This is a genomic window from Mycobacterium sp. (assembly GCF_965230835.1).
Classification (GTDB): Bacteria; Actinomycetota; Actinomycetes; order Mycobacteriales; family Mycobacteriaceae; genus Mycobacterium.
The window spans coordinates 2,227,631-2,247,130 of the sequence record NZ_CBDDLW010000002.1; the positions used below are offsets into that span (position 1 = coordinate 2,227,631).

Sequence of the window (19,500 nt, forward strand, 5' to 3'; positions counted from 1 at the left end):
TCCAGTGGATTACGGGATGTTGAGGGCTGCTAGTTCAACCTCACCAGAGGCAGCTCCACCGTTGTCGTCCCAGAACTCGATCACGCACGGAACCCTGAGATACCGCCATGTGCGTTCGATGACCTGCAGATCTTGACACAGTAGGCGAGCCGAGAACTTTTGCGGGTCCACTGGTCTTCTGAACCGCGATGACGAACTCCGAATGAACATGCTGGAGAGCTGGTGTCGGAAATAGTCTTCGATCGACCAGCCCACGAGCGCAGAAATCTGCTTGTTGAGAATGGCCGGCGCGAATGCACTATAGGCGAGTTGGTTGAAGCATAAGATTAGCTCGACTGCGTTGAAGTGCCCCGTGCTTCGGATGTAGGCAGACTCGCCGATCGTGAAACTGCCGTAAGCAAGGACGGAGTCTTCGATGGCACTGTACTGCGCGTCAACAAGATAGCGACATCCTTTGTAGGAGTAGGGCTCAAGCACTCTGCTGAGCAGATCTTCGGCGATCGGAACCGGGTTCGCAGACGCCACCATGGCCTGAAATGGGGTCGCTTCGGTGTGCGTCATGCCGCATATCCCGGTGTCTTGAGACCGTCGAGCATGGTCAGACGGTGCGTCGTCAGGGTGCCCGTCGCTGTGCCGTGCTTCGCTCGGTGCATCAGAACCCGGTTGTCCCACAAGATGATATCGCCCACTTCGTAGTGCTGGGTATGTATGAACGGCGATGTGAACTCGGGATCGAGCTGCCCGGTCGCGGCCATAAGTTCCTGCAGCAGTTTCGGATCGACCAGATTCCCATCCTTGTCCTCGATCTTGGTGGTGCCCGTCGCGCAGATGTAGAGGATTTCTTGGCCAGTCTTCGGGTGTCTGACGATCGTCGGCCACTTTATTGGAGGCGTGGTGCGGTTGATCTCGTCCCAAACTTCTCCGATTGGCTTGTAGACATCCTTGGGTCGTATTTTGATGTGGCGGCGAGGATCGTGAGTGCTGACCGTTCCGCGGGCCGGTTCCTGCTTAGCAGCAGGAAGTGACTCCCAAATCTTGGTCAGATCGATAAAGTATGTCCCTCGGTCGCATCCGGGCACAGCTAGAGGTAACACCATGGAAAACGCAAACGGTTCCGGCATGAACATATAATCGATGTGCCAGAACGCACCAGTTTTTGGCACCCCCTGCCCCTCTTCGGTGGAGGAAACAAATATCTCCGGATGATCTTCATGGTGATACATTGGCTCATAGTAAGGAACTATCTGTCCGACTATATTTCCAAGTTTTATGAATTGCTCGGGAGTCGGATAGACATCCTTTATGACAACAAGTTTGTTCCGGTAAACTATGTCGCGTATTTCGTCACGGTCGATGCTGTCTAAACTATTGGGATCGATTCCGGTAATCTGCGCACCGAGCCCCTCCCCTTTCACATTAAGCGTCATCGCATCTCCTCTCCTCGTTGAAATTCGTTTGCTGCTTCGATCGGTTTGGCGTGCTCGTCCTGCACCGCGCCTGAGATAGGGCACCTACAGACGTCCGCGGACGTCTCAAGCCGCGTCGTTTCACCGACATCTCCCGACCGGCCTCACGACATCTGGTTCATGCGAGCCGGTCCAGTTATCGGTGCAGACGCATACCGTGGCATTCGTTCCCCTACTCGCGTCCCGGTTTTTCGTCAGCGTTGGGAGCCCAAGTTGCCGGAATCAGCGGGATGGTGTCGCGCTTGCCCGCTGGCGAGATGTGGACTAGCCCAGCTGCCGCGTCGGCGGTTGTCGGTACGGTGCCGGTAAACCCGCGCAGGCTGGCGCCGTGTTCGCTTGCCACCCCGAAGGCCTGCTCGTTGCTCGCGGGGGCACCGATCGACGCATCCGCGGTGGCCGTTGCGTCCAGGAACTCGTCGCGGTAGCCACGTGCCCCACTCCTGATCTTGCGACGCTGTTTCTGGCGAGTTTGAGCAGCGGGTGAGCCGCTTCTCACCACAGCGGCCGCACCCACCGCGTCGCGCGCGGCGGCGGACGATTTTGTGCCAGCTCTCGGGCCAAAATTCACCCCAGGTGGCGTCAATCCAGCGACCACGTAGCCGATACCGGGTGCCGGCTGAGCGACATTGGCCGCCGCCGCGGCGGATGAACTTGGTGCGGAGCCGCTAGCTTGCGCGCCCACGCCCTGGACGGCCGAAGCAACGGGCGCAACCGCTGCATTCGCACCTGATGGGTGCCGCTGGCCAAAACTGGGCGACGTCGCAGCAGGAGACTGCCCTGCCTGATTGTCAAAAACTCGCGCCAGCGCACTCAAGGCGCTCAGCGCGCTGAGCGCAGGTGCAAAAAAAGGAAGCAACAATAAACCGTAGGAGGCATAGTAGGGATAGAAGAGAAAGTCATACAGCTGCAAGAGAACAATCGCAAGGAAACCGGCAACAGGCGGGCTGAAACCAAGCCGTAGTAAAAACTGCAGAAAATGAGCGTAGGGGTCTTCAATGAAATTCAAGATGTCCCTAATCAGTTGCTCAATCCAGTGCGTTGGGTCCGATAGCGCGCTTTGGACTTCGCCACCGGGCGCAACGATGGGTGGCGCTGGTTGGGTGGACGGCACGGCCAGCATCGCCGCCTCCGAGATTGCCTGGTAGGTCGCCATGATGTCGGCGGCTTGCACCCACATACGGACATAGTCGGCTTCATTCAGAGCAATGGGGATGGTGTTGATGCCGAAGAAGTTGGTAGCAAGCAGGAAACCGTGGGTCGCATGATTGGCCGCCAGTTCCACCACCGGGGGCATCGCGGCCACGGCGCCGCTGTAGGCAGCGGCGGCCATTGCGTACTGTTCGGCGGTGATTGCGCTATCGATCGATGCCTGATCGAGCCAGACCAAGTAGGGGCCGTGTGCAGCCACATACTGGGAGGCGCTGGCACCTCGCCAACTGCTGGCCCGCACCTCGGCTAGCAGCTGAGACAATTCAGCAGCAGTACGGGCATAGAGATCGCTGAGCTCTTGCCACTGCGCAGCAGCGGCAAGCAATGCCCCCGGCCCCGGACCCGAACTCAGCAGAGTCGAGTGCACCTCCGGAGGCAGAGCCATCCATATGGGCGCGCTCACAGCGATACCTCCCTGCATAAGGTATTGGGCGCGCGACCGTATGGACTCACAGGACCGTATGGACTCACAGGGCAACGCCCCACTGCAGGAGTAGTCGGGAGAGCCGGCGGAAAGTTCCCTCCGCGCCCGAAATGAATACCACGTGATCCTCGTCTCGGTCGTCCGCGTGCCCGTCGAGGTCCGCCGGTGCACACGATGACCAACGGTGCGACACGTCTCTATTGCATGGCGTCGGCGCAGCTCGGTGGCAGTCCGTCAACGCTGCACCATTAAAGTCGGATCTATGCCAACGGTAGACGCCCGTCATCTCGACGGGATATCCGAAACCGCTCTCCTCACACTGCACCAGCGGGCAAGCGAGGCTGCGCGGTCCGATGGCATCATCGACGACCCCGAAGCGGTCGCCCTGCACGACCGGCTCGACTACGACTACCACCATTTCGGACGAACGCACCAAGCCACCGCGTTGCGCGCCTTGGTGTTCGATAACGCCGCGCGGGAATTCCTCGGCGCGCATCCACGTGCCAGCGTAGTCGCACTGGCCGAGGGACTGCAGACCAGCTTCTGGCGTCTCGATAACGGCACGCTGACCTGGCTAACCGTAGACCTGGCACCAATCACCCAGTTGCGCGAGAAGCTGCTGCCGGCATCAAACCGGCTGACCTGCTGCACTCGGTCTGCCGTCGACTACTCCTGGATGGACCAGGTTGACGACACCAACGGTGTGCTGATCACCGCCGAGGGCCTTTTCCAATACTTGGAGCACAATCTGGTGTTCGACCTGATCGCGGCTTGCGCTCACCGATTTCCCGGTGGCCAGCTAATCTTCGATAGCATCCCGCGGTTGGTCAGCGCCTATTCGCGGCGATGCGGCTTCAAGCTCAGCAAGCATTACACGGCACCTGCGATGCCATTCTGGTTCACCGCCAACCAATACGACGAACTACGCGCTATGCCTGGGATCCGCGCCGTACGCGAGCTGCGGTATCCGCCGGGACGAGGTAGGTTCCTGCGGTGGGCTACTCCGCTGTCCTACCGACTCCCCGGCTTCGATCGGCTGCGAGCCCCTGTCACGCTCATCGAATTCGGTTGATTCGCCGGCACCGGCAACCGAGCGACTCCGCTTTCCCCGCGCGGTGTGCATTAGACTTCGATGCCCGTGGCACATGCAGCTGCCGTCGGCGAGATGGACGTGCACCGCTCGTGCCCAGCGGCGTTTCGTCGCATGCCCGCCAACCGGCGCATACCGTCCGCCGGTAGAAGCGCTTACCGGCGAAAGGGATTGGACATTTTCACGTCGCTGGAGTGGGCCCGGATTCCGATGGCCCACGCCGCGGTTGTCAGCGCAGGATTCGCCGCATCGGCGGTCACCGAGGATGCCACTTCGAACACGCCCCCATTGGCCGCCGAAAACAACCCCGATCGCTCCGAATCGACCGGACCCAAACAAGACAGTTTCATGGTGCTCGTCTCGACCCGAACTGTAGAGGTGGCAAGCTATTTCGACACCGGCATTCGCGTGCAATGTAGCGACGAGGGCACCTACCCTGGTCGCCGCCCTTCGTCAGTGCCGTGGTGTCTGTGATGGGAAGTGCTGTAGCGCAATACGCCAACAATGTCCGCCAGCGCCAGCGACCATGGGCACACGAGATTGAATGGGCCCGATTCCCCGGCCAGCTCAACTTACGACGTTGCCTGCGAGCTCAGTCCACATGAGCGCTCCCCCCGCCGGCGACACGCGCACCGACCGGCCGCCTATCGCACGGATGATCCATGCCTTCGCGGTGCCTATCATCCTGTTCTGGCTGGCAGTCGTGGTCATCCTCAGCGTGTTCGTACCGTCGCTGGAGATCGTCGGACAAGAGCGGTCGGTGTCGCTGAGCCCTAAGGACGCACCGTCGCTCGTGGCGTTGAAACGCATCGGCCACGTCTTTGACGAAGGACAAACCGACAGCGTCGCGATGATCGTGTTGGAGGGCAGCCACCCCCTCGGCGAGGACGCTCACCGGTTCTACGACGTGATGATTCGCAAGCTACGCGGAGACAAGAAGCACGTACTGGGGATCCAAGACTTCTGGGGTGATCCGCTCACAGCGCCCGGCGCGCAGAGCAGCGACGGCAAAGCCGCGACTGTCCAAGTCAATCTCGCCGGCAACCAAGGTGAGCAGTTGGCCAACGAATCTGTCGACGCGGTCCGCAAGATCGTGGACAACACACCAGCGCCGCCCGGGGTCAACGCCTACGTCACGGGATCGTCTGCGCTAGCTGCGGACCTGCAGCACAGTGGGGACAAATCCATGGCCAAAATCACCCTGACCACGGTCGGGGTGATCCTGCTTATGCTGCTCTTTGTCTATCGGTCGCCGATAACGGTATTTCTGCTACTCGTGACGGTTGGTGTCGAGTTGTCGGCGGCGCGCGGGGCCGTTGCGCTGACCGGGCAGCTTGGGCTCATCGGGCTTTCAACGTTCGCGGTCAGCCTAATTACGTCGCTGGCGATCGCGGCAGGCACGGACTACGGAATATTCATTGTCGGTCGCTACCAGGAAGCCCGCCAGGCCGGTGAAGATAGTGAAACGGCCTTCTACACCATGTACCGGGGAACCTCCCACGTCATTCTGGGCTCTGGCTTGACGATCGCCGGTGCGACATTCTGTCTGAGCCTTGCTCGGATGCCCTACTTTCAAACCCTCGGCGTGCCGTGTGCGATAGGGATGCTGGTCGCCGTGGTCGTCGCGCTGACGCTGGGCCCGGCCGTCCTTGCCGTCGGAAGCCGGTTCGGCCTGTTCGATTCGAAACGGCTGCTCAAGGTGCGTGGCTGGCGACGCATCGGTACCGCGGTGGTGCGCTGGCCGCTACCCATATTTGCCGCCACATGTGCCATCGCCTTTGTCGGACTGATCGCCCTTCCCGGATACGAGCCCAGCTATAACGACCGGGCGTACCTACCCAGTTTCATCCCGGCCAATCGGGGCTTTGCAGCTGCCGACCGCCACTTCTCGCAAGCTCGGATGAAGCCGGAGGTACTGATGATCGAATCCGATCACGACCTGCGGAATCCGGCCGACTTCCTGGTCCTGGACAGGCTGGCCAAGGGCATCTTCCACGTTCCGGGGATCTCCCGAGTTCAAGCTATAACCAGACCAGACGGAACAGCGCTCGACCACGCGTCGATCCCATACCAGCTCAGTATGCAAAACGCAGCTCAACTGCAGACCATGGAATTTCAGCGCGATCGGATGGGCGACATGCTCACGCAGGCCGACGACATCACCAAGACAATCTCTGCGATGCAGCGGATGTATGACCTAACGACACAACTCGTCGACACCACGCACCACGTTGTCGGTGATACCGAACAAGTGCAACAGATCGCGGTTGAGTTGCGCGACCATATCGCAGACTTCGACGATTTCTGGCGACCAATCCGGTCGTACTTCTACTGGGAAAAACACTGCTACGACATTCCGGCCTGTTGGTCGTTCCGGTCGGTATTCGACGCGCTGGACGGCTTGGACCAGATCGACGAAAAGCTCGACTCCCTGGTCACCGGAGTCACCGAGCTTGATCAACTCATGCCGCAGATGCTCGCGCTGTTCCCGGCCACGATCGAAACCATGGTGACGCTGCGAACCACTGTGTTAACCATGCACAGCACAATGACCGGGATCTTCGACCAGGCGGAAGAGCTAGGCGGTGACGCGACGGCTATGGGCCGTGCGTTTGACACAGCCAAAAACGATGATTCGTTCTACCTGCCGCCTGAGATTTTCGAAAACGTGGAATTCAAGCGCGCGATGAAGAGCTTTATTTCACCCGACGGACACGCCGCACGCTTCATCATTCTGCATCGGGGTGACCCTGCCTCCGCTGAGGGAATCGCGAGTATCGATCCGATACGCACCGCAGCGGAGGAGTCCCTCAAGGGCACACCGTTGGAGGACGCCAAAATCTACCTGTCCGGCATGGGGGCAGTCTTCAAGGACATCTCTGAGGGCGCCAAATGGGATCTCGTCATCGCAGGAGTTTCCTCGTTCTGCCTCATCTTCATCATCATGCTGATCATTACCCGCGCCTTGGTTGCTGCCGTGGTGATCGTGGGGACGGTTGCGATCTCACTTGGCGCCTCCTTCGGGCTATCCGTGCTGGTCTGGCAACATATTCTCGGTACCCCGTTGCACTGGCTGGTGCTTGCGATGTCGGTCATCGTGCTACTGGCAGTGGGATCGGACTACAACCTGCTGCTGGTCTCTCGGTTCAAGCAGGAAAAACACGCCGGCCTCAATACCGGCATTATTCGATCCATGGGTGGCACGGGCAAAGTTGTGACGAACGCGGGCCTCGTTTTCGCAGTTACCATGGCGTCCATGGTGGTCAGCGACGTTCGGATGATCGGTCAGGTCGGCACGACGATCGGTCTGGGTCTGCTATTCGACACCCTGATTGTGCGCGCGTTCATGACGCCCACCATCGCCGCGCTGCTCGGCCGTTGGTTCTGGTGGCCGATCAGGGTGAATTCGCGACCGACACGTGTCATCGGTGCGCCGACCGCGCAGGCTCGAATGTCTCCCGAGCCAGCGTAGACCCTTTTCGCGGCGGACGAACGGGCAGTTCGGCGAGTCTGTGTGCTGTGAACTGCGCACCACGTCTAGTCGAGGATCGGAAGCAATTGCAGGACGATGCGCGCTGAGCTGCCCGCCACCTCATGCGCAAAACGGTTGAAGTCCAGCCCGGAGTCGGTGCCAGCCAGGTCAGAGAGCGCACGGATAACCAACCAGGGGATGGCAAAGGATTCGCAAATCTGAGCCAGCGCACCGCCCTCCATTTCGACGGCGAGTCCACCGAAGTCGGTGTGTAAACGATTACGTGTCCGTTCGCAGTGCAGATACTGGTCTCCGGTCAGGATGGTGCCATAGTTGATTCGTGGCGGTCGGTCACCACCGCCAGCCGCCGTTGGCAGCGCGGGGAGACTGAACTCCTCGAGGCGGTGTTTGACCCGATCCAGCAACGCGAGATCGACCGGATATCCGAACCTTTCGGTCGGTTTGATGAAAGGAACATGTCCGGGCTGATAGGGCTGCAGCTGCTCGTCGCGCAGCACTCCGAAATCGTGCTGCACAACCCGCTCGGCAATGACGATGTCGCCAATGCATAGTTTGGGATCTAGTCCGCCCGCGACGCCGGTGAAAATGATCGTCCGGCACCGGAATCTGTCGGCAAGCAGCGTTGCGACCAGCCCGGTGTTGACTTTGCCCATACCGGCCTCTGCCAATGCGACTCGGTGCCCATCAAGTTCGCCGGTATCGAAGACAATCTGGGCGACCGTTTCACGTTTGGCCTCGTGCAGGACTCCACGTAGGTATGCCAACTCCTGCGGGATTGCGCAGATGACGCCGATCGTCACCGCGCTACGTCCGGCCGCGACTCAAGCTCACCTCGTCGGCGGTCGTTCGGTCGGCGGCCCGCCATCTCGATCGAACTGATCACCAAGGGGTCGGCTCCTTTGGGCACGTCGAACTCGATCTATATATAAACCTCTTACCACTCACGCAATCCAGGCCGTGTCTCAGCTGTGGCCTTGACCACCGTTGCCACCTCCGGGAAGTCAGCATTGCTCGGGTGTCCAGGCACCATACACCTTCCGTCGGCGTACCCGATTGACAATCCGAAGCGGATCGCTGGCGATTCCGGTTCACCATGGGCTGAATCGATGTCGTTGCACCACAACACTGTCGGGCCAGCGACCAGATGGTTGATATTGAGGCAACCTGTCGACGACAATATATAATCAAACGCTTGATAGTAAATCTGCCCGGCCCTCGTCGGACCCCGTTCCGACGAGGGCCGGGCAGTGGCCACGACCGAGAGGCACCGAATCGATGCGAAGCCGCGCCGCCATCCTCTATGAATACGGCCGTCCGTGGACTGTCGGCGAATTCGAATTGGATCCGCCCCGGCTCGGTGAAGTTCTGATACGTCTGGCAGCCACCGGGCTGTGCCACTCCGACGAACACATTCGGCTGGGTAAGCTGGCCCCGCCACCGGAGACACTGCGATCCCTCGGATTGCCGGCTATGTCGCCGACGATCGGCGGACACGAAGGTTCCGGCGTGGTCGTCGAGGTCGGTGAAGGGGTGACTCGATTTGCCCCCGGCGATCATGTGGTGACGTCCTTCGTTGCGGTCTGCGGGCAGTGCCGATGGTGCGCTTCCGGGATGGAATACCTGTGCGACACCGGTTCTGGGACCCTGGCACCCGGCATGACGACCGACGGCACGTTCCGTCATCACACGGTCGACGGACGCGACCTCGGGCACATATCTAAGATCGGCGCGTTCGCCGAACACACCGTTGTCTCTGCTGACTCTCTGGTCAAAATCGATCAAGACGTCCCGCTGGTGCCCGCGGCACTGCTCGCGTGTGCGGTTCCAACTGGATACGGCTCAGCAGCGCGCCGCGCCAACGTGCGCGGCGGCGACACCGCGGTGGTGATCGGTGCCGGCGGGATCGGCACAGCAGCCATTCAGGGCGCGCGAATCAGCGGCGCCGCCCAAATTGTGGCGGTCGACCCGGTGGAGTTCAAACGAGAGTCCGCGCTGGCTTTCGGAGCCACTCACACTGCGGCGACAGCGCTCGAGGCCACTGAAATGGTGCGTGAACTAACTCGCGGAGTGATGGCTGACGCGGTCATCGTTGCGCCAGCAACGATCTGCGAGGCCGACGTAGGCAGCGCACTGGCGCTTACCCGAAAGGGCGGAACCTGCGTACTCACCGGATTGGCTTCGCCGCAAACGAATTCGATCTCGGCCAAGCTTCAAGAGTTCATTCTAATGAACAAAACCTTGTGCGGAACCGTGTTTGGCTCCTGCAACCCGAAGAGCGACATTGCACTGCTGGCCAGGCTGTACAAGTCCGGCCAGCTACTCCTCGACGAGATGATCACGAAGCGCTACGGGCTCGACGACATCAACGACGCCTACGCCGATCTCGTCGCTGGCGAACTGATCCGGGGCGTCATCGATTTTGGTCTCAGCTAGGCGTCGACTTCTGGCCGAAGCTGCCGCAGTGTTGTGCAGCCAATCTCTGGGTCTCAAGCGCCACGTGCGACGAGCGTAATCGAGTTCTCTGTACGGCCATTGCGTGACAATGCGCCCGGTAGGCGACCGAAAGTAGCTGTCGCATCGAGTCCATATGGAGCGCTCAAGGTCGGCGGAAAGTTGTTCGTTGTAGCGCTTTTCGGCTTCAGGACGCACCGATATCCAACCGCCTCGGCGCGCCACCCGGCGCACCGCACTCGCCACGAGCCGAGCTCCGGCTTCCAGGACATAGACGATCGAACTGCCGCCCTGGTTGGTATTGGGGCCATAGAGCATGAAAAAATTGGGAAACCCGCTGACAGCGACTCCCAAATAGGCGCTGGGGTCATCCCCCCAGCGCTCGTGTAGGTTGCTACCTCCCTCGCCGATGACCTCGATACCCGACAGGTAGCTCGACGTCTCGAACCCAGTGGCCAGCACAATCGCGTCGACATCCACAGGCCTGCCGGTCGTGGTGACAACCGCCGTCTCGGTGATCCGGTCAATCGGTTCGGTGATGAGGTCAACGTGGTCTTGCTGCAGAGCCCGGTAGTAGTCGTCGCCCAAAAGCACCCGCTTACAGCGGAACGGATAGTCGGGCGTCAGGGCGTGTCGAAGCCCCTCATCATCCACTGTGCGTTCGAGGAACGCCGTCGAGATCTGTGAACGAGCGGCCACGACCGGGTCGTCGGCCATGGTCCCGGTGTTGTCATGGAGCAATTTCCAGTTCTGCCAACGCGTGCGGCGAACGGCCAGCGGGTTACGCCTGAACTGAGCCAATTCGGTCGCGCTGTAAAAGCGATCGTCCTTGGGGAACATCCACGGCGGGTTCCGTTGAAACACCGTCAGCCGTTCGGTGATCTTCGCCAGCTCGGGCACAACTTGGACCGCGCTGGCCCCGGTACCGATCACGGCCACTCGCTTGTTGGCCAAATCGACGCAGTGATCCCATTGCGCAGTATGCATGGTCGCGCCGCTGAAGCCGGCCAAACCGGCAATATCTGGACGCTTCAACGCCCCAAACAAACCTACCGCGCTGACTACGACATCGACGCACATCGTTTCAGTATCGCCGGAGCCCTCCACTCGGCAGTCCCATTGACCGGTGTCAGAATTCCAGCGAACCGAGCTGACCCTGGTGTCGAGCACAAGGTGTCGGCGTAGATCGAAATCGTCGACCACCGACTCTAGATAGGCAAGAATTTCAGGTTGCCGAGCGTAGGTGCGACTCCAGGATTTGTTGGGCGCGAACGAAAATGAATACAAGTGACTCACAACATCACAGGCCGCACCGGGATAGGTGTTGCGCCGCCAAGTGCCGCCGACGCCGTCGTCAGCTTCGAAAATGACCAGGTCGTTGATTCCGGCGCGCCGCAGCGCCACTGCCGCGGCTATACCGCCGAATCCCGCACCAATGATCGCGACCTTCGGTGTGCGCCGACGCCGAGTCACTGCCCTCAACCGGCCTCGGAAATAATTCACTGGCCGACCTTCCCACTACGAAGCTCGAAGCCCGCCATGTCGCCTGCCTTCCGCCATTCCTCCAGTATGTCGGCGTACTCGGTAGGCGCACCGAAGAAGAAGCTGCCCTGCCGCGTCTTGGCGTCGGCCATTCCCTCCCGGTTGTAGTAGCCGGGGGTGCACGTGCTGGCCCGCTCAGCTGTGGCCACCGAGCGCTGCACCACCGTGTCCACCCAGGCGGCTTCGGCAGCAGCAGCGGCTTCGATTTCGGTGATGCCGCGGCCGAGGGAAGAGGCGATGATCCATGCTGCGTGGGTGGCTTGGACATCCAGCAAGTACGGGAAGTTCACCGTTAGCCCTGCTTGCGCGATGCTTTCAATAAAACAGTTGGGAAAACCATTCGCGCACAGACCCTGGAAGGTCCGAACACCGTCCCCCCACTTCTCAGTCAACGTCACACCATCACGGCCGATCAGCTCGAAGCCGGTGCGGCGACAGTAGTCAGTGCCCACTTCGAAGCCCGTCGCGAAGATCAGGCAGTCCAGCTCGTAGTTCACCCCGTCGACGACAACCCCTGACTCGGTGATGCGTTCCACCCCGCGACCGCGAGTGTCGACCAACGTGACATTGCGGCGATTGAACGACTGCAGGTAATCGTCGTGAAAGCAGGGCCGCTTGCAGAAGTAGCCGTACCAGGGTTTGAGCGCCTCCGCGGTGGCACGATCAGTCACGAGTTCATCGACTCGCGCCCGGATTTCCTCCATCTTGGCAAAATCTGCGAGTTCGATGTCCCGAGATCGTTGTTCGGGGCTCTGCCCACCAGAAGCGTCATAACGCATCACCGGAAGCTTCTTGGTAATACTCGTCCAGGCATCAGCAACCAAATCTTCCTCAGCCTGACCGCCGGCGGTGAGCAGCTGAAAGTTCTGTATGCGCCGGTTCTGCCAGCCGGCCTGCAACGCCCTGGCCCATTGCGGATCCGTAGGCAAGTTTCCGCGCACATCCACCGTAGAGGGTGTGCGCTGGAACACAAAGAGCTGTTGCGCCGCCGCCGCCAGGTGCGGCACACATTGGACCGCGGTTGCCCCGGTACCGATGATGCCGACCCGCTTGTCGGTCAGGTTTTCCAGATTCTCGCCGGTGTAGCCATAATCCCATCGGCTGGTGTGAAATGTATGACCGCGATACGTACCGATACCGGGGATGCCGGGCAGCTTCGGCTTCGCTTGGTATCCGTTGGCCATGGAAACGAACCTCGCTCGCATTTCATCACCATGGTTGGTGCGGATCACCCAGCGAGAATCTTTCGAGTCCCAGCGGATTTCATGGACGTCAGTGCGCAGGCACGCGTCACGGTACAGGTCGTAGTGTTCGGCTATGCGCCGGCAATGCGCAAAGATCTCCGCTCCCTTGGAATATTTTTCCGTCGGGATGTACCCGAGTTCCTCCAACAACGGGAAGTAGACATAGGACTCCACGTCACAAGCGATCCCGGGATAACGGTTCCAGTACCAAGTACCACCCACGTCGGCCGCTCGATCGATCAACCGCACACTGTCGACACCACGTTCGCGTAGCCGAGCACCGGTCAGTAGCCCGCCGAAGCCCGCTCCGACGATCGCCACATCAACCTCGTCGGCGACTGGCTCGCGTGCGTAGTCGCCATCCACCCAAGGATCGTCGGCGAACCGGGCGAATTCACCCGCGATCTCCACGTACTGAGCTATCCCCTCGGGGCGTAATCGCCGTGCTCTCTCTTCGGCGTATTTCCGACGCAACGCGTCGACGTCGAAAGACAACGCAACAGTCTCGGTCACAGTCTCGACTCCACTCTCGGGTGAGGCGACTCCAATTGGCGGCCGACGCGGCTATATAATCAATCGTTTGATCATATCAAGGGTGTGCCGACCCAGAACCAGCCAATCGCAGCTGGCCACCATCACTCGGCGAACAAGGTGCCCCGGATCAACTGCTTAGAAGCGCCCAGCGCCGCGTGATAGTCGGCGGGCGGCAGTGTTGCCGCCAGCTCGATCAGACCGTAGCTGAGCGCGTAAACGGCAGCTACCGCCCCGCTTGCATCCGATCGGTTGGCCAGTTCGCCTCGCCGCAACGCGCTTTCCACGACATCCTTGATGATTTCGCGGAACGCTTCGAACCCCGCGACACCGGCCAACCGGGAATCAGCAGCCACGGCACTCTCAGCGCGGATCGCCCATTCGAAAGCGGCCAGCGCTGGGTATTCACGCATCAACCGGCCGGATTCATCGAGTACCGCTTCGATCTTGTCAATCACGTCGCCCGGGCGTTCGGCAGCATCGCGCAACCGGGGCAAAGCGGTTTCAGCTCGCGTCGCTATCGTCGCGTTGATCAATTCCGACTTGTCGGGAAAGTAGTTGTAAAGGCTGGCGCTGGTCACATTTGCCATGCGAGCGATCTCGCGGATAGTCGCTCGGGAATAGCCCACCTCGGCAACGCAGCGCATCGTCGCGACAATGATCCGCTGGCGGGTTTCCTCTCCACTGGCACCGACTGGACGGCCCAGCTGTGTCGGCGTCACGGTTCGAATATAATCGACTGATCAATTTTTTGGGCGGTGCACGGAGGTGGGCGGTGGGTGCTCGACCAAACGACGGCAGGCGCCGCTTGCCATGACCGTTACCCCGTCTCAATTGGGCCGGCCCGCAAAAGTCAGCGGGGAGCAGACCCGGCGCCGGATCATTGTCGCGACGATGCGCTGCGTTGCCGAGGTGGGCTACTCGCAGGCGACCATCCGCGAGATTGCCAGTGCCGCCGGCATGACCAGCGGCAGCCTTTATCACTACTTTGCTAATAAGGCCGAGCTACTTGAGGCAACCGTGGGAGAGATCGAGGACATCGCCTTACCTCGGCTGCGAATGGCCGCCGCCGAAGCCCGCGGCCCCGTCGACCGCATTGACGCGTTGTTCGACGAGTCGGACCGGCTCTTACGCGAGTATCCTCATCTCGCCGCGTTCGAACGAGCAATCCGCGCCGAGAGCGGCACCCACCTGCGCAGCGGCGGGCCGAAATACCCTGGCCTCAAAGTGTTGCATGACATCATCGGCGATATCGTCGCGGAGGCGCGAGCAAAGGGCGCACTGTCACGTGACACCGAACCCGCAGCTGCGGTCGACGCAATCTACGCGCTGACACGGGGCCTTATGGAGCAGGCCGCCAGTCTGCCACCTAAGACCTACCGCGCCACGCTGCGCTCGGCCAAGCAATTGATCCGAGGAACACTCTTCGCGCAACCGAAAGGCACGACCGGCGAACAATGAGTTTGATCACCGCATTGCGGCTGAATATGACGAACATCGCCGATCCCGCGGCGCACCACGCAGACCGCTATAAGGCGGCGCTCGACATGGCGGAGTTCGCTGATCAGCATGGATTCACCGCCGTGAGCGGCGAAGAACATCACCTCGCGGCCACCGGCTGGCTTCCGTCGCCGTTGATCCTTGCCGCCGCGATAGCCGGGCGCACTCGCAACGTCCGAATCAGCATCAACGCCCTCATCGTTCCGCTCTATGATCCAATTCGCCTGGCCGAGGATGTCGCCGTACTGGACAATCTTGCCGGCGGCCGCTTCAGCTTTGTCGCCGGGATGGGCTACCGGCCTGAGGAATACCACGCCATGGGCAAAAGCTGGTCACAGCGCGGCGCTCTCATGGACCAGTGCCTGTCGGTCTTGCTCAAAGCATGGAGCGAGCAGTCGTTCGATTACGACGGCAAACTCATCAACGTCACCCCGAAGCCGTATACGCGGCCGCATCCGGTCGTCTTCATCGGCGGCATGACCGTCGCGGCCGCCCGGCGCGCCGCGCGGTTCGGACTGCCGTTCTCGCCGCCGATGGCCATGCCGGATATAGAGGCACTGTACGAACAGGAATTGCGCCGCCAAGGTAAGTCAGGCTTCATCTACCGCCCTGAAAACGGCAGTACTGTCACCTTGTTACACGCCGATCCCGACGAAGCCTGGACCCGCTACGGCGGTTTCATAATGACCGAAGCCACCGAATACAGCGCCTGGAAACGCACGGGTGTACCGCGGCCCAACGAAGTAGCTGCCGCCTCGATCGAGGACTTGCGCCAACTCAACAACGTTGAGATCCTGACCCCCCAACAACTGATTGACCAGATCCGTCATGGCCGAAGGGAAGTCGTGATGAATCCACTCATTGGTGGACTTCCGGTTGCTGACGGCTGGGCCAGCTTGCACCTGCTGGCCGATGCGGTACTCCCCCACGTTACGGATGCGGCCGCGCCGGCTAAGCGACGATGAACGCGCAAATCTTCGCGCAGACGCCATCCACTTCCCCTGGCGCCAGGAGTCATGGTCTATATCAACAACACGACTGACTCGTTCTTACCTGCGGCGCGATAGCAGACTGCCGCCGACCACGGCATATTTCTCCGCTCGACCCTTGAACACAGCCAACACAACTGGCGCACACCCAGATACCTCTATTCAGCACTCTGGGTAGTGGACAATTGGGCCAACCGATCGTCAAGAGTTGCATGGAAGTGGCCCGCCGCGCTTTCATGCCGGCCGAACTCTACGAATTTATTTGCACGGGAATGCAATCCGCGTTGCACACCCGCAGACATCTCATTGTCCTCTGCTACACCGCGCGCGATCAGCCCGTCCGCATCCGCCCCGTCACCGATTCCCCCGATGTCAACCAGCGCTCGGTCGACAGCGTCCGGCCGGGCCATCCAATACATCGTGACCGTGCTGTGGCCGATGTCCAACGGGTCGACGGCGACCATAACGATCAAATTCGGGAATGTCGCCAACATGACGTTGGGGAACAGCTGGTACAGATAGGTTACCCGCGCGTCAGTCGCCCAGGTGCTTTCCGGCCGGTCACGAAGCCGTTCAATGTTGCGGTACGGGAAGGTGATACGAACATTCGGGCCAAACATTTCAACAACATTGAGATCATCGTATTGGAGCGGAAAGAACGTGCCCTTGTGCGTGCAGCGGATATGGTAACCCTCCAAAAACTGCTCGACGAGCACCTTCCAGTTCATGGCTTGCACAACGGAGTCCACCCGCAGCAAACGCTCAGCCGGGAGAAGCTTGTCGCGCCACGGGACCCCATCAGTCAGCCATGCCATCGCATCGTCGCCACCGAACTGCTTCGCGTCGCCCGCCGAGTCAACCCGGCCGACCACGACAAGCCCGTCCACCTCGTGACTGGTGACTTCGACCAGACCGCGCGTCGACATATCTAAATCCGGGAAGGCCTCGGCGTGGGGTACATGCGACAGTAAACCGTCTAAACGATACGTCCAGCCGTGGTAGCGGCACACCAGAGCGCGCGCGCACCCAGCGCCCCCGACAAGGGCGAAGCCGCGGTGCCGGCAGGCGTTACGGAACACCCGCACCCGCTGATCGCGGCCACGCACAGCGAACAACGGCACACCGAAAACGGTTCGTTCGACGTAGTCACCCGGATCCGGAATCGTCGCCGACGGAACGAAGACACTTGGTGTTGCGCGCAGCAACTGGAATTCCGCGGCAAATCGAACCGGATTCAGATAGTTGTCAACCGGCTCCCGCCACGCCGGACCCTCGTCGGTCGTGCCCGCGTCGACATGAGCAAGAATCCGTCTGACGATCTCCACATCATCAGCAACCAACGACTTCGCCGGAAAAGGCATACGGCCAGTATCACATTGCATAGGTCATGCGTCAAAGATTTAGTGATACAGCCCGCGATCGGTGATGATAGACGCGTGCCAACAGCTTCCCAGTCCCGCGTCAGCGAACTGATCGGCAACCGACCGCTCAGCGCACGCTCGGTTCTTGCATCGGCCCTTTTAGGAGCCGACCAGGCCCGGCTGCCGGTGGCGGACCTGGTCGCGGTGGCATCGCTGTTCGGAGTTAGCGACGGCGCTGCTCGCACCTGCCTGTGGCGAATGGTCTCCAACGGAGAACTGTCCGGCGACGGTGGCAGCTACGCCCTAGCCGGGCCGCTGCTGGAACGTCGCCAACGTGTCGACGCGGCTTCCCGAATCGACAGCGCGGCCGCCACCAGCTGGGACGGCACCTGGGAGCTGGCAGTTGTCTCGCTGGAGCGTCGCTCAGCCGCCCATCGCCTGGAACTCAGAAGGGCAGCCGCCGCACTCCACTTGGCCGAGCTCCGGGAGGGCGTATGGATACGGCCGGACAACCTTGACCCACAACGAGTGCCGACGTCGCGAGCGGTCCTGGATGAGCAATGCATCCACTTCCGTGGCGCCGCTACCGACATCACCACCAGCAAGATGAGGTCGCTGTTTGCCCTCGACGACTGGGCCACCGATGCCAGGGCACTGACCGAGGCGATGAACGCGGCGCTCGAGAAAGGCAAGAACGACCATTCGACCGAAAACGCGGCCTACGAGTTCGCGTTGTCAATCGCCGTAGTCCGACACCTCCAGCTCGACCCGCTGCTGCCTCTGGAACTGATCGGCGACAGCTGGCCGGGGCACACCTTGCGTACCACGTGCCGACAGTTCTACGACGTATTCAACCAACGATTGAGCAGAGTTACCCGCTAATCTGCACGACCAGTTTTCGCTGGACGCGCGCGCATCACGGTTATCGGATCGTTACTCCCAAGATCGTCAATCTGCTTGACAATATTGCGCGGCCGCCCGTAACGTCCGGAAAAAGTTGATTCGTCTCCCGTCGGAGAAGTATCCATCACGCATCACGCCATTGCGAAGGAGCGACTGATGACACCCATGAAGACCGCCGCCCCGTCTGTGCGCCGCACCCTCGTCGCCTGTGGAATCGGCGGAGTTACCGCGGCCGCACTGGTGATCCCCTCGGCCGGCGCCGCGCCGAATCCATGCACGGCGCAAGCCCTCTTCGCCACGAGCAGCTCGGTATTCGCAGCCACGGGACAGTACCTTGACTCACATCCAACGCTTAACCAAACTCTGACCGACGTGAATTCGCAGTCCGACGATCAGGCCGAGTCCACGGTTCGGAATTACTTCACCGCGAATCCACAGGAATACCTCGAAATGCGCGATATCGTGCGGCCGCTCGGCGATTTACAGAATCAATGCAACTCCTCGGTCGGGCCCAGTAGAGTAGGCAAACTGATCCAGGGCCTATTGGCCTAGCCCGCTATGCGTCGGATTCCGCAGAATCTGCGTCGAGCAGGATCTGCAAGGTCTTACGCATTTCGTCGAGCCGCTGCTCGCCCAGGATCTGTCGCCATCGATCTTCCACGTCGAGCATGTTGGAGCGCATCACACGCAGTGCCTTGCGGCCGCGCGGCGTCAACTCGATGATACGGGAGCGGGCGTCGGCCGGGTTGGGCACGCGAGTGACATAGCGGTTTCTTTCCAAAGCCGCTATGCCTTGCGCCACCGCCTGACGGCTCACCCCAAGGCGGTCGGCCACTTCCGACGCGTGCAGTCGGCCGGTGGCCAGCGGCACCAACGCCACCGCTTGCGCCGGTCGAATCCCATCGAGCCCGGCCTCGGCGAACGCTGCCCTCAAACTCGGTCCCCTGGCTGCAGCAACAAATTGCACCAGGGCCGGCACCGTGGGCTCCCACCCGACATGAAGACCAAGTCGCATGATCCGAGTCTGCCACTCCAACACGAATGACAAGTTGTTTGGCAAATATGTCACCGGCATGGCGAACGGAGCCATCCCGGCACCGCCACCAACAAGGTGCCCAGCGACAACGGGCCTTAAGCAGGTTCGGCACTGAGCATCCCACCGCCGAGTCTGCGTCCGACCGAGTGCTAGTCGTTCAACATTCCGTCAACGAGCCGCTGCGGCATCTGCGCAATATCACGTTTTACGCGCCTCGAGTCCTCGGCCGTCGCAATGGCCATGGTGGCTGCGTCACGCGCA

17 protein-coding genes are annotated in these 19,500 nt (G+C 60.9%); 8 read left to right on the forward strand and 9 right to left on the reverse strand.

What is annotated here, in order from left to right:
- Nucleotides 1-9: 9 nt before the first annotated feature.
- The 3 genes from ACO07W_RS10625 to ACO07W_RS10635 form a co-directional block, all read right to left on the reverse strand.
- Nucleotides 10-561 carry an FcoT family thioesterase gene (locus tag ACO07W_RS10625; RefSeq protein WP_421843003.1) on the reverse strand — a complete coding sequence of 184 codons (552 nt, stop codon included), beginning with the start codon at nt 559-561 and terminating at the stop codon, nt 10-12.
- A complete protein-coding gene (gene scoE, locus ACO07W_RS10630) occupies nt 558-1,427 on the reverse strand; it encodes a (3R)-3-[(carboxymethyl)amino]fatty acid oxygenase/decarboxylase (RefSeq protein WP_421843005.1) in 870 nt (289 codons plus the stop codon). The genes ACO07W_RS10625 and scoE overlap by 4 nt, the downstream gene beginning before the upstream one ends.
- Before the next feature lie 211 nt (nt 1,428-1,638).
- Entirely contained in the window at nt 1,639-3,060 is a 1,422-nt protein-coding gene (locus tag ACO07W_RS10635) for a PPE family protein (protein ID WP_421845929.1), read from the reverse strand.
- Nucleotides 3,061-3,361: 301 nt separating this feature from the next.
- Between ACO07W_RS10635 and ACO07W_RS10640 the strand changes: the two genes are divergently transcribed.
- The 3 genes from ACO07W_RS10640 to ACO07W_RS10650 all read left to right on the forward strand — a co-directional run bounded on the left by ACO07W_RS10640 (nt 3,362) and on the right by ACO07W_RS10650 (nt 7,661).
- Nucleotides 3,362-4,171 (forward strand): class I SAM-dependent methyltransferase, encoded by an 810-nt coding sequence (locus ACO07W_RS10640; protein WP_421843007.1) that lies wholly within the window; start codon nt 3,362-3,364, stop codon nt 4,169-4,171.
- 189 nt (nt 4,172-4,360) lie between these two features.
- Nucleotides 4,361-4,663 (forward strand): hypothetical protein, encoded by a 303-nt coding sequence (locus ACO07W_RS10645; RefSeq protein ID WP_421843009.1) that lies wholly within the window; start codon nt 4,361-4,363, stop codon nt 4,661-4,663.
- Nucleotides 4,664-4,790: 127 nt separating this feature from the next.
- Nucleotides 4,791-7,661 carry an RND family transporter gene (locus ACO07W_RS10650; protein WP_421843011.1) on the forward strand — a complete coding sequence of 957 codons (2,871 nt, stop codon included), beginning with the start codon at nt 4,791-4,793 and terminating at the stop codon, nt 7,659-7,661.
- 65 nt (nt 7,662-7,726) lie between these two features.
- Here ACO07W_RS10650 and ACO07W_RS10655 read toward each other — a convergent pair whose 3' ends face one another.
- The gene (locus ACO07W_RS10655) at nt 7,727-8,482 is read right to left on the reverse strand and encodes a 5'-methylthioadenosine/adenosylhomocysteine nucleosidase (RefSeq protein ID WP_421843013.1); all 756 of its coding nucleotides are present in this window, start codon (nt 8,480-8,482) and stop codon (nt 7,727-7,729) included.
- A 475-nt stretch (nt 8,483-8,957) separates the two neighbouring features.
- Between ACO07W_RS10655 and ACO07W_RS10660 the strand changes: the two genes are divergently transcribed.
- Entirely contained in the window at nt 8,958-10,115 is a 1,158-nt protein-coding gene (locus tag ACO07W_RS10660; RefSeq protein ID WP_421843015.1) for a Zn-dependent alcohol dehydrogenase, read from the forward strand.
- On the opposite strand, the gene ACO07W_RS10665 is transcribed toward ACO07W_RS10660, so the two are convergent.
- The 3 genes from ACO07W_RS10665 to ACO07W_RS10675 form a co-directional block, all read right to left on the reverse strand.
- A complete protein-coding gene (locus ACO07W_RS10665; protein WP_421843017.1) occupies nt 9,999-11,636 on the reverse strand; it encodes a flavin-containing monooxygenase in 1,638 nt (545 codons plus the stop codon). The genes ACO07W_RS10660 and ACO07W_RS10665 overlap by 117 nt on opposite strands.
- Nucleotides 11,633-13,432, reverse strand: a complete 1,800-nt coding sequence (locus ACO07W_RS10670; RefSeq protein WP_421843019.1) for a flavin-containing monooxygenase — start codon at nt 13,430-13,432, stop codon at nt 11,633-11,635. Before ACO07W_RS10670 ends, ACO07W_RS10665 begins: the two co-directional genes overlap by 4 nt.
- A 122-nt stretch (nt 13,433-13,554) precedes the next feature.
- Nucleotides 13,555-14,172 carry a TetR/AcrR family transcriptional regulator gene (locus tag ACO07W_RS10675; RefSeq protein ID WP_421843021.1) on the reverse strand — a complete coding sequence of 206 codons (618 nt, stop codon included), beginning with the start codon at nt 14,170-14,172 and terminating at the stop codon, nt 13,555-13,557.
- Between the two features lie 91 nt (nt 14,173-14,263).
- Between ACO07W_RS10675 and ACO07W_RS10680 the strand changes: the two genes are divergently transcribed.
- Both ACO07W_RS10680 and ACO07W_RS10685 read left to right on the forward strand, forming a co-directional pair.
- Nucleotides 14,264-14,911 carry a TetR/AcrR family transcriptional regulator gene (locus ACO07W_RS10680; protein ID WP_421843023.1) on the forward strand — a complete coding sequence of 216 codons (648 nt, stop codon included), beginning with the start codon at nt 14,264-14,266 and terminating at the stop codon, nt 14,909-14,911.
- Nucleotides 14,908-15,915, forward strand: coding sequence for an LLM class flavin-dependent oxidoreductase (locus ACO07W_RS10685; RefSeq protein WP_421843025.1), 1,008 nt, complete (start codon nt 14,908-14,910; stop codon nt 15,913-15,915). Before ACO07W_RS10680 ends, ACO07W_RS10685 begins: the two co-directional genes overlap by 4 nt.
- A gap of 182 nt (nt 15,916-16,097) precedes the next feature.
- Here ACO07W_RS10685 and ACO07W_RS10690 read toward each other — a convergent pair whose 3' ends face one another.
- A complete protein-coding gene (locus tag ACO07W_RS10690) occupies nt 16,098-17,300 on the reverse strand; it encodes an aromatic ring-hydroxylating oxygenase subunit alpha (RefSeq protein ID WP_421843027.1) in 1,203 nt (400 codons plus the stop codon).
- Nucleotides 17,301-17,375: 75 nt separating this feature from the next.
- Here ACO07W_RS10690 and ACO07W_RS10695 point away from each other — a divergent pair, with 75 nt between their 5' ends.
- Nucleotides 17,376-18,182 (forward strand): PaaX family transcriptional regulator C-terminal domain-containing protein, encoded by an 807-nt coding sequence (locus ACO07W_RS10695; RefSeq protein WP_421843029.1) that lies wholly within the window; start codon nt 17,376-17,378, stop codon nt 18,180-18,182.
- Nucleotides 18,183-18,359: 177 nt separating this feature from the next.
- Nucleotides 18,360-18,755 (forward strand): heme-binding protein, encoded by a 396-nt coding sequence (locus tag ACO07W_RS10700; protein WP_421843031.1) that lies wholly within the window; start codon nt 18,360-18,362, stop codon nt 18,753-18,755.
- A 4-nt stretch (nt 18,756-18,759) separates the two neighbouring features.
- On the opposite strand, the gene ACO07W_RS10705 is transcribed toward ACO07W_RS10700, so the two are convergent.
- Nucleotides 18,760-19,218, reverse strand: coding sequence for a MarR family winged helix-turn-helix transcriptional regulator (locus tag ACO07W_RS10705; RefSeq protein ID WP_421845930.1), 459 nt, complete (start codon nt 19,216-19,218; stop codon nt 18,760-18,762).
- Nucleotides 19,219-19,500: the final 282 nt, after the last annotated feature.